Here is a 10373-nt window from a genome sequence, read left to right on the forward strand (position 1 = left end):
ATATTGACTGTTATGGGAATCGTTGGTATGATGATTTTGACGCGCCGATGTCGAAATTTGACGGCAATTCAAAGAGAAATTAAGACCAAAACCAAAGACCAAAACTGAGAGGAGACTCACGAAATGCTAAAATCTACTGGGATTGTACGCAAAGTTGACGAGCTTGGCCGGGTAGTCATTCCAATCGAATTACGTCGAACCTTAGGAATCGGAGAAAAAGACGCTCTCGAAATCTATGTAGACGGTGAGAGAATCGTCCTCAAGAAATATGAACCCGCTTGCATCTTTACCGGCGAAGTGGATGAAACCGTTCGCTACAAAAATAAAGTGGTCAGCAAAAAATGCATTGAAGAAATGTATGCAATGATCCATGGTGAAAAAGTTTCCGTGGAATAATGAGTTCCACCCTATTTTTGAACATAACAAATAGTATTCACGATCTGAGATACATGGATCTGGAATACTATTTGTAGTTTATCAAACACATACCGGATGAAAAAGAAATGGTCGATATAAATGAAAGCGAGGTCTTCATGAACCTCGCTTTCTCTCTTGTTGCGCTTGTAAGTAGCGGACAGTCTTCTTCAATCCTCTTTTTTCTGTGAAACGATCGGAACAACAGAACGAAGGAATTTGTTATCCGGTCACTGCATTGGAGCCGGGACGGAAACAAATTCCGGAGCAGGCTTTCATCCAGGGTTGGGACAACCTGTCCGTTTTCATTCAGTTCGCATCACGATTCTTTCATCAGTTGCAAAATCCGCTCTTTCAAAAGCTCGGATTTGGTTCCGAACACAGCCTGAAAGTTTCCGGTCCCGACCTGGATCACACCGGCTGCCCCCAGTTTTTTCAACTGCTCTTTGTCCAATTTGGTCTCATCCTTCAGCGTCATGCGAAGACGGGTGATACAAGCATCCAACTGCTGGACATTCTCTTTGCCCCCGATGGCTGCCAGCACCGCTTTAGCCAGCTCATCATCCCCGGCAGCCTGACTGGCAACGTTTTCCTCACCGGCATGTTCTTCTTCGCGTCCGGGTGTCTTCAGATCAAAGAAGCGAATGACAAACCGGAAGATGATATAGTAAAGAGCCGCATAAACCAGTCCGACCACGATTAAGAGAAGCGGTTTCGTAGCCCGGAATGAATTGAGAAAGAAGTCGATCCCTCCGGCGGAGAAGAAAAATCCGTGTTTAATCCCCAGCCAGTAGACAACCGCCATGGACGTACCGGTAAGAAGGGCATGAATCAGATAAAGAACGGGGGCAACAAACATAAACGCAAATTCGATCGGCTCCGTGATTCCCGTCAAAAAAGCGGTCAAAGCGGCACTGATAAAAATCCCGGTCACTTTTTTCCGCTGTGAGGGTTTCGCTTCATGGATCATGGCAAAGCAGGCTGCCGGAAGGGCAAACATCAGAATCGGATACATCCCGGCCATAAAGATTCCCGCAGACGGGTCGCCAGCAAAGAAACGATGGAGATCCCCTCTTACCACTTCACCCGCCTGATTGACAAATTCACCCACGTTAAACCAGACAATCGTGTTCAAAATATGATGCAGGCCAAAGGGTATGAGCAACCGGTTTAAGACTCCATAGACGAATAAACCAATGGAACCCTGGCCAATCAACCAGTTTCCGGCACTTGTGATCCAACTCTGAACGGTAGGCCAGATGAACAGAAAAACGAGTCCGACAAGGATCATGGCAATCGAAGTGACAATTGGCACAAAGCGCCTTCCTCCAAAAAACTGCAGCCAATCGGGAAGTTTGATGTCATGATAACGCCGATATAAAGATGCAGCGATAAGTCCCGCGATAATCCCGCCCAAAACGCCGGTATCCAGCTTATTCGTATCCGTATTATGCATTCCGACCACATTGTTCATCACCAGATAACCGACAACGGCAGCAAGAGCCGCTGCACCGGCCCCGCCGGTCATGCCGAGGGCCACCCCGACAGCGAACAGGATGGGCAAGTTGCTAAATATAACCCCTGCTCCTTTGTCGAGAACCTCTCCAATGAAAAAGATCATACTCCCTTTGTCAAAGTACTCCGGATTCTTGAACAGCGCTCCCAAATAGAGCAAAATACCGGCTGCCGGCAAAACGGCGATGGGCATCATCAACGATCTGCCCACCCGTTGCAAAGCTCCGAGCACATTCCGCTTGCGTGAAACGCTTACATCACTCATTCTTTTTTACACCTCCATTAATTTGTATAGACAACTATACTTCTATTCTACGTGATCAGCCCTGATAAAATAAAGTGCATAATTGTGGATGCGTAAAAAATTCCGGCCTGGTATTGAGCGAACTGCATCCTTGCTCAGCCGGAATCTATGATCGTTCATTTCTTTTTTTCTCCAAATAATGTTTATTTCCTTTCAGAATGTTCCTTTGATTGTTTATTTTATTTCTCTTCACGATGATAGACGTTGTAGACTTCCCTTTTAGAAAGGGAGCGGTCTTTGGCCGTTTGCTGAATGGCCTCTTTTTTTGTTTTTCCCTGCTCCATGTATGTATTGACATGCTCGATGACCGAAAGGCTTTCCCACCAGTTTTTCTGCGGGTCAGCTTGGCCCGCTTCCTGTTCTGCCGCTCCTTCAATGACAACGGTATACTCTCCTCTTACCCCGGCTTCTTCCATATAGCGAATACACTCCGCCAGGCGGCCGCGAATCCATTCTTCATGCTTCTTGGTTAATTCCCTGCTGATGGCCACCCTTCGGTTTCCCAGCACTTCGAGCACATCTTGAAGCATGGGGAGCAATCGGTGAGGAGATTCGTAACAAAGTAAAGTGGCAGGGATCCGGGCCCAACGGGTTAACTCTTCCCTTCTTCCTTTGGGAGTACGCGGAAGAAAGCCAAGAAACAAAAACGGTTGGGCGGGGAGACCGGAGGCGACCAATGCCGAAAGGGCCGCATTGGGCCCGGGAATGGGAACGACGGGAATATCATGTTCCACCGCCAGTCGGACCAACTCCTCCCCGGGGTCGGAAATGGCAGGCGTTCCGGCATCGCTGACAAGGGCGACCGACTCCCCTTTCATCAGCCGTTCGATCAATGCCTTCCCCCTCGTCTGTTCGTTGTGTTCATGGTAACTGACGAGCGGAGTGGAAAATTGAAAATGGGACAGCAATTTGCGTGTATGCCGTGTGTCTTCGGCCGCGATGACATCCACTTCCCTTAAGATTTCCCCGGCTCTGGGAGTCAAGTCTTGCAGATTTCCAATCGGAGTCGCGACCACGTACAGAATTCCTTTGTTGCTCTCAAAGCTTTTCTGGATCTTCAAAATCGAATCCCCTTTCCTGAATTAGCTTTTCCTTTTCCTTTCTGCGCATTCTCTTGATCTCTTTTTCCCGTCTCAGCGCCCAGGACTTGCTTTCTCCTTTTTCCGCATACCGCAGCGTTACCGGAAGTCGCCCGCGTGTATATTTGGCGCCTGTGCCTTGTTGATGCTTCTCAAGCCTTGCTTTCAAATGATTGGTCATTCCCGTATAGTAAGTTCCATCGGCACATTCAAGTATATAGACGGTATAGGTTCCCTTCTGATCATCCGACATGAAATACTCCCACCTTCTGTAGCACAAAAAAACGCCGGGTCCCCGGCGTTATTGATCTTTGGATGTTTTATTGAGAAAGGCTAGACAGAATAGACAATCTCCTTCCGTGCGCAACCGGCCGTAGTGAACATTACAAATGTGAAAGCCTTCTTCGTAGAGCTTGGTTAAATTATTATATCCCTTCCCGCTTCCTTTCGGTTCAGACGGAGTTTTTTCCCCTTCTCTATTCTCCGGCACAAATGAAGGTTCTTGCTCGTGTAATTCGCGCAGGCGTTGATTTTCCATCTCCAATCGGGTATTCTCCTCCATCAACGCGATAATTTGTTCTTTCAGACCGCCTAACTCTTTATACAATTCACCAATTTGCTCTTCCACCTGAGCCACCCGCTTGAAAATTGCTTGCTTGTCCAAACCCCCACCTCATTCAATCATCACAGCATTTTTGATGTTGGACAACAAAAGCCTCATATTCGAACCTTGGCTAGATCCCGCTCGTTTGCGGAGAGGTAGCCACAATTACGTCTTCGAGCGAATGTTCCACCAATGCCCCAGTCTCTGAGAGTTTCACTTGAACTTTTTTCTCCAAGAGGTTGAGCACGACTACGCTTCCGTCCCCGTTCGGTGTCAGCACTTGTTCGCCGATATCGGGAAGCAGTTGCTTTGCTTCCTCATAATGGTCATTTTCATATTTAAGACAACACATCAATCGGCCACACAGTCCGGAGATTTTGGCCGGATTGAGCGATAAATTTTGATCTTTGGCCATCTTGATGGAAACGGGCTCAAAATCCCCCAAAAAGGAGGAGCAACAGAGAACCCGTCCGCAAGGACCGATTCCCCCCAGCATTTTCGCCTCATCGCGCACTCCGATTTGCCTGAGTTCGATCCTCGTACGGAAAACGGAGGCCAAGTCCCTGACCAGCTCCCGGAAGTCCACCCGGCCATCTGCGGTGAAATAGAAGATAATTTTATTGCGGTCAAATGTGTATTCGGCATCTACCAGCTTCATTTCCAGCTGATGGTCGCGAACCTTTTCTGCACAAATCCCAAGCGCTTCTTTTGCTGCTGCGATGTTTTCCTCCACTTGTTGACGATCTCCCGCCGTCGCAATGCGTATCACCTTTTTTAAGGGGAGGACTACTTCGTCTTCATTCACATAACGGATTCCCAAAACCACTTTCCCGTATTCAATGCCGCGTACAGTCTCTACGATCACGTGATCGCCACGCTGAATCTCCAAATCGACCGGATCAAAATAATATATTTTACCCGCTTGCCTGAAGCGAACTCCAATCACTTTTAACACTAAAGCGATCCCTCCTGCATTGCCAATACCATCTGCTCCAGTACGGCTTGAGGTTGCATGGGGCCGGCTAGTTGCGATCGAGCACGTAGTACGGCTTCCATCCCCAACAACAAACGGGATCGATTCCACCTATATGCTTGTTCCTCTCGAGCAGCCTCCCACTCCGAAAACACGGAAACGTCTAGCTTTCCCGTTTTGTTCAAATGATGATGAACCAAGTCTCTCAACCAAAGAAGCAATATATCTAATACCAACGGTAAACGTTCATTTTCTGTTTGTTTTTGGAGCCATTCTCTCTGTATGGAAACAAGGGCTGACGATTTTCCAGAGAGAATTTCCTGATTCCATTCTATCACCCGTCTGCAAAGTTGGGCAAACTCTTCTTGATCCAAAAGTTGGTACTCCTCTTCCCCCTGGGAGAGGTGGGCCAGAATGCGGGCATTATCCTTGCGGATCCCTTGCTCTTCGAGCTTTTTGGCCAGAATGGCAGGAGGCAACTGAGAGAAACGCAAAATCTGGCAACGGGACAAGACCGTCGGCAGCATTGCATGAATATTTTCAGTGATTAAGATAGCCACCATGGCCGAAACCGGTTCTTCCAAAAATTTAAGCAGGCTGTTGGCTGCTTGCGGTGTCATGAAGTCGGCTTGTTCAATCATGATCACCCGGACCACTTCTTTGCCCGGTGAAAAAGAAAAGGCCCGTTGCAATTGCCTGACTTGATCGATCTTAATCGATGCGCCGTCCGGCTTGATCCGAATCACATCGGGATGATTCCCGTGTTCGATTCTGAGGCACGACCGGCATCTGTCACAGGCATCGGCCCCTTTTTGTTCACAGTTCAGCGCTTTCGCCAATTCCATGGCCGTTTTCTGTTTGCCGACTCCACGCGGACCGGCAAAACAATAAGCATGGGCGATTTTGCCATGCAAGAGTCCGTTTTGAAGGAGGCGAATCACCTGAGATTGACCTTTCACTTCTTGAAAAGACATTCGATCTCCTACCTTTTCATAAACCGCCGACTGATAGCCATGGGGTCCCATCCGGGATGGAAAGAGACTGCATGGAGACGGGCATTTCCGGTACGAAAAGCCCAACCGCTGTACGGGTAGGCCGGACAGATTCCCGGCCTGAGAAACATCCGCTCCGATTTATCTTTTCGCTTTCAACATGCTTTCCAAGTCAGCCATAATTTGCCGAAACACTTCGTCGATCCCGGCGTCGGCACGGATCACCCGGAACCGGTCCGGCTCTGATTGTGCCAATGCCAGATAACCTTCACGCACACGATCATGAAACATTTTCTCTTTTTGTTCCATCCGATCCTTCTTTGATCCACGGGACTTTATCCTTTTTTGTCCCAGTTCCACAGGCAAATCCAACAAATACGTCCGGGAAGGGAGAAGCCCTCCCGTAGCTACTTGATTTACCTTGAGGACTTCATCGAGGCTCCACATGGCTCCGTAACTTTGATAAGCAATACTTGAATCGACATAGCGGTCGCACAAAATAATTTCACCATTTTCCAGAGCAGGCCGAATAACCTGTTCGACCAACTGTGCACGCGATGCCGCATACAGCAAAATTTCCGTCCTTTGGTTGATCTCTGCTAATTGAGGATCCAACAATATATTGCGAATGAGGTCGCCGACCGCCGTTCCCCCCGGTTCCCTCACGACTGTGCAGGAAATGTTTTGATCAGCCAAATATTCTTTTACCCTGGCAATCTGTGTCGTTTTGCCGGCACCTTCCGGTCCTTCAAAAGTTATAAATAAGCCTTTCAACTCTGTTTTCCTCCAAATAAGTAGGCTCTCTTCATTTTAACACGCTGACATGAGGGGCGGAAGGTTGGAAAATGCCCCGGACGTTCCCTCCCTGCCGGATCACGCTCATCAAATAATCGACAACTTCGGGTGTAAACGGTTCACCAGGGAGGATCAGCGGAATGCCCGGAGGGTACGGAACAATCATTTCTGTGGAAATTCGGCCAACCGCCTGCGCCAGCGGAATCTGTTCTCTTGGTCCTTTTTTGATTTCCCCCAATGATTCCACGGGTGAAACGGATTCAGGAAGCGGAGGCATCGAAATCTTCCCGTCCCCCTGTAGATCAGGGACGGATTCGTCCAATTCAGCCAGCAGATCTGCCACCCGCCGAAGTTCTGCCTCCGTCGTGCCCAAAGAAAAAACAAATAGCACTTTGTCATGATCAGCCAGCTCTGTATAGCAACCCCGCTCTTCCAACCAGCCCGCCAACTGATAGCCGGTAATTCCGCTCCCCGCGCGCAGGCTCAGCTTTAAAGGGTCCTGTCCGCCGGGAAATACGACTTCATGAAGATGTCGGAAAGAGTCAATATTTCCCCGGAAATGATTCAGATGAACCAGCAATTTGTCGAATTCATCATATCCGTGTTGAACGACATATCTTCTGGCCAAATCCAACGATGCCATCAGCGGATAAGAGGGGCTGCTGGACTCGATCATCCTCAACCAGCGGGCAATTTCCGTTACTTCCACCCGTTTTCCTTGAACGTGCAGCATGGAAGACATGGTCATCGATGTCAACATTTTATGAGTGGATTGAATCGCTACATCAGCACCACATTGCATGGCGGATAAAGGGAAACCGGGATGAAATCCAAAATGGGCTCCATGGGCTTCATCCACCACCAAAGGAACATCAAACTCATGGCAAACCCCGGCGATGGAGCGGACAGGCTGAACCATGCCAAAGTATGACGGACTCGTGATAACCACAGCCTTTGCCTTCGGATTTTGAGACAGCAATGTCCGAACTTCTTCCGGATCGACGGGCATCTCCAAACCGTTGGTCCCGTCTACCGAAGTTTTCAGGTAAACCGGCACCGCTCCGGCAAGAATGCACGCATGAAACACAGATTGATGACAATTCCGGTGAACGATGATTGGATCCCCGGGTTGACACAAATGCAAGATCGTCGCCAGATTTCCCGCTGTCGTTCCCCCGACCAAAAAAAGAGTATGTTCTGCCTGAAAGGCCCGGGCCGCCAATTGTTGTGCCTGCTCAATCACTCCGTGGGGGTCATGCAGGTCGTCAAGCTCTCCCACCTCTGTTAAATCCAATCTCAGAATGGGATGGAACCACCTGTTTCCGTTTTCGTCAAATGCTCTCCCCTGTTTATGTCCCGGGACATGAAAGTTCCCCTTGGATTTTTGGTCATGACTTATTAAAGCCTCAAACAGCGGGGCCCTGTTTTGATCAACCAATCAAACATCTTCCTTTCTAAATAAAGCAGTCACCAACCGTAACAAATTGTTATCCATTGCAGCTGCGCAAAGTGAAAAACGGGTATCCATGTTCTGATAATTCAATGTAAGAGGTCATAAGAGGAGATAAGATCATTTTTCCAAAAACTTTTTCACTGAAAACCGATCACGGCCGGGGTTAGAAATCCGTCCAGGAATTGGTTTCCGTTCCGTTCAAATCATTTCACAGAAAAAGGGACTTGTGGTCAAGTCCCGGATTTTCTTTCGTATCAAAGATAAAACCTGTGCAGTTAACCTTAACCTGTGCAGTTAACCTTAAATCGTTGCTTGCCCGCAATAAGAAAGGGAAGCATCCATCTTTCGGTTTCCATCGGGTGAATCAAAGTGAAGGATCGGGAGGCTCTATCCTACTGACATGGCAGGAGAAACTCAGCAATCGTCATTTTACACCAAAAAATCAGATCGCAGTCCTGCCGTAAAAGTAATCCTGTCCGGCAATAGGATGCTACATAAATTTGTGGCATGAAACGTGCCGTTTTGGCCGGATGAAGCGATGCATACACGATGAATGTCAGTTGGTGATGGATTCGGAAAAAAGAGCCCTAAGCCGGAAGATATAATGTAAATAGCGAAGCTCCCCTGCATCACATTCTACTAAATCACGTTCGCAGGAAGTGCATATATATTTCCCTAAAAGCTTCAATCCCTCTTTATGCTGTTGGTTACACATCATGCAGTGAATGGGCAAAGTTTTTTCTTCCACTGAAATCGCCCGCCTTTTTCTTCTTTTCCTCTTATTATTTCCAGCATTCACCCAGTTAAACGACTTCTCTGAACAATATATTATTTTTCGCAAACCGGCAATTCACACATGTTTATTATTTCTTTGCGTGAATCTTCCCGATAGCGGTCTTTTTCCTATTCAACCGCCAATGTCAGCTCATCGGGGAATAAAAACCGTTTACAAATCCCACAAGAAGCCTCGTCGGAAATGGGGTTCTCCTAAGAATAATCTATTCAACTGTAAAGGTGAATATTTTTTCTCCGGCGGTGAAACGTTAAGGTATAAAAAAGGTGGTAACAATCATGCAGGCGACCAAGTGGCTGGTTCAGTTTATTCTTGGTGTTTACGTCCCGGTTACCGCTATTTTGCGTACCTATTTACGCTATAATCATCAACACCAATCAACCTCTAAATGAGAATAAGAATTGAAATGAACTGATAGGCAATGATTCTCTCTTCATTTTACCACTGTTCGTCTTCCGATGTGCATGTTCAACAACCCGCTAAAGAGAGTCGTTTATTCACTCCGATTCGTCCATGACATTCCCCGCCTGACCGGATTGATTGCCCGAATCACACATCCCAAATGCTTGGGAGGGGCAAGTTCTAATTTTTTTGCGTATCAACAATCCTATTGAATCGACCTTGGCAGATTTCCGTTGCAATGATCAGATGGACAATCATGGACAACCATTTAAACCATAGTAACACGCTTCCCGAGGGAGACGCTGTTATCTTGGAGATGCGTTTGACCAACCGCTCATTTATCTTCTGCCATTGCGCTATTGTGGTTTAGCGTATCTCTTTTTGATCTCCCCTGTTCATAGTTTTGATCGATCAACATCTGGTTAGCGAGTTGATCCATTTACATGTCTTGAAAAGGAAGAGAGTTCAGACTGATGTCGTGAAATTTGGTCTGTTTCCAGTAGTCCCACCCTTCTGCAAAGCTATTCATCAGCCAAGGGAATGGGGCAAGAGAAAAGGTATCGTTACCAGCTAATCAAAAATACGTTGAGCTTGATACATTGCTGGATGACCAAAGGTAGAACGTAAGGTAATCCCCCGAATCCTCTTTTATGATCTCCTTTGCTCATCGAAAGGGCCAGCAAAAGCTAAATCCGGAATTTTCGCCGAAGTGCACCCATATCCATCCATGTTGGCACGTTCCAGGATGACTGGAACACTGTTTGACCCTCACCAGCTTTCCTTGTTTTGGCGTAGCTCTTGCTTATCAGACCGATCGCTTCCTCCGGGTTCCACCTAACGGAGGGGAACCTGGGCCTAGTGGTTCTGCTGCCTTCACCATCCAGGACTTTCACCCTACAGTCTGGTCCCATTTCGGGTAACTAAAAAAGCCACCCATTGAATGGGTGGCTTTCATTCGCCTGGCAACGTCCTACTCTCCCGGGGGTCATCCCCAAGTACCATCGGCGCTGGAGGGCTTAACGGTCGTGTTCGGGATGGGAACGAGTGGA

Annotated in this window: 10 protein-coding genes and 1 rRNA gene; 1 reads left to right on the forward strand and 10 read right to left on the reverse strand. The window is 47.8% G+C overall.

The annotated features are described in order from the left end of the window. Positions 1-123 precede the first annotated feature (123 nt). Positions 124-396 carry an AbrB/MazE/SpoVT family DNA-binding domain-containing protein gene (locus tag BMW55_RS16115; RefSeq protein WP_089971856.1) on the forward strand — a complete coding sequence of 91 codons (273 nt, stop codon included), beginning with the start codon at positions 124-126 and terminating at the stop codon, positions 394-396. 337 nt (positions 397-733) lie between these two features. Here BMW55_RS16115 and BMW55_RS16120 read toward each other — a convergent pair whose 3' ends face one another. From BMW55_RS16120 to rrf, 10 genes are all read right to left on the reverse strand, one after another. Then, on the reverse strand, positions 734-2161 hold the full coding sequence (locus BMW55_RS16120) for a PTS transporter subunit EIIC (RefSeq protein WP_211663684.1): 1428 nt from the start codon (positions 2159-2161) through the stop codon (positions 734-736). A gap of 251 nt (positions 2162-2412) precedes the next feature. Continuing rightward, a complete protein-coding gene (gene rsmI / locus BMW55_RS16125) occupies positions 2413-3294 on the reverse strand; it encodes a 16S rRNA (cytidine(1402)-2'-O)-methyltransferase (protein WP_170839981.1) in 882 nt (293 codons plus the stop codon). After that, on the reverse strand, positions 3272-3565 hold the full coding sequence (locus BMW55_RS16130) for a GIY-YIG nuclease family protein (RefSeq protein WP_089971862.1): 294 nt from the start codon (positions 3563-3565) through the stop codon (positions 3272-3274). The genes rsmI and BMW55_RS16130 overlap by 23 nt, the downstream gene beginning before the upstream one ends. A gap of 48 nt (positions 3566-3613) precedes the next feature. Beyond that, on the reverse strand, positions 3614-3976 hold the full coding sequence (yabA, locus tag BMW55_RS16135) for a DNA replication initiation control protein YabA (RefSeq protein ID WP_089971866.1): 363 nt from the start codon (positions 3974-3976) through the stop codon (positions 3614-3616). 70 nt (positions 3977-4046) lie between these two features. Further along, positions 4047-4871 (reverse strand): PSP1 domain-containing protein, encoded by an 825-nt coding sequence (locus BMW55_RS16140; protein ID WP_089971870.1) that lies wholly within the window; start codon positions 4869-4871, stop codon positions 4047-4049. Continuing rightward, entirely contained in the window at positions 4871-5863 is a 993-nt protein-coding gene (gene holB, locus BMW55_RS16145) for a DNA polymerase III subunit delta' (RefSeq protein WP_170839982.1), read from the reverse strand. The genes BMW55_RS16140 and holB overlap by 1 nt, the downstream gene beginning before the upstream one ends. A 159-nt stretch (positions 5864-6022) precedes the next feature. Then, positions 6023-6655, reverse strand: coding sequence for a dTMP kinase (gene tmk / locus BMW55_RS16150; protein ID WP_089971877.1), 633 nt, complete (start codon positions 6653-6655; stop codon positions 6023-6025). Positions 6656-6686: 31 nt separating this feature from the next. Next, the gene (locus BMW55_RS16155) at positions 6687-8114 is read right to left on the reverse strand and encodes an aminotransferase class I/II-fold pyridoxal phosphate-dependent enzyme (RefSeq protein ID WP_089971881.1); all 1428 of its coding nucleotides are present in this window, start codon (positions 8112-8114) and stop codon (positions 6687-6689) included. A 571-nt stretch (positions 8115-8685) separates the two neighbouring features. Further along, positions 8686-8847 (reverse strand): sigma factor G inhibitor Gin, encoded by a 162-nt coding sequence (locus BMW55_RS19990; protein WP_425283876.1) that lies wholly within the window; start codon positions 8845-8847, stop codon positions 8686-8688. Positions 8848-10281: 1434 nt separating this feature from the next. Continuing rightward, positions 10282-10373: ribosomal RNA gene (gene rrf, locus BMW55_RS16165) — 5S ribosomal RNA — on the reverse strand; the annotation flags it as partial.

Source organism: Lihuaxuella thermophila (assembly GCF_900110165.1).
Lineage (GTDB): Bacteria > Bacillota > Bacilli > Thermoactinomycetales > Thermoactinomycetaceae > Lihuaxuella > Lihuaxuella thermophila.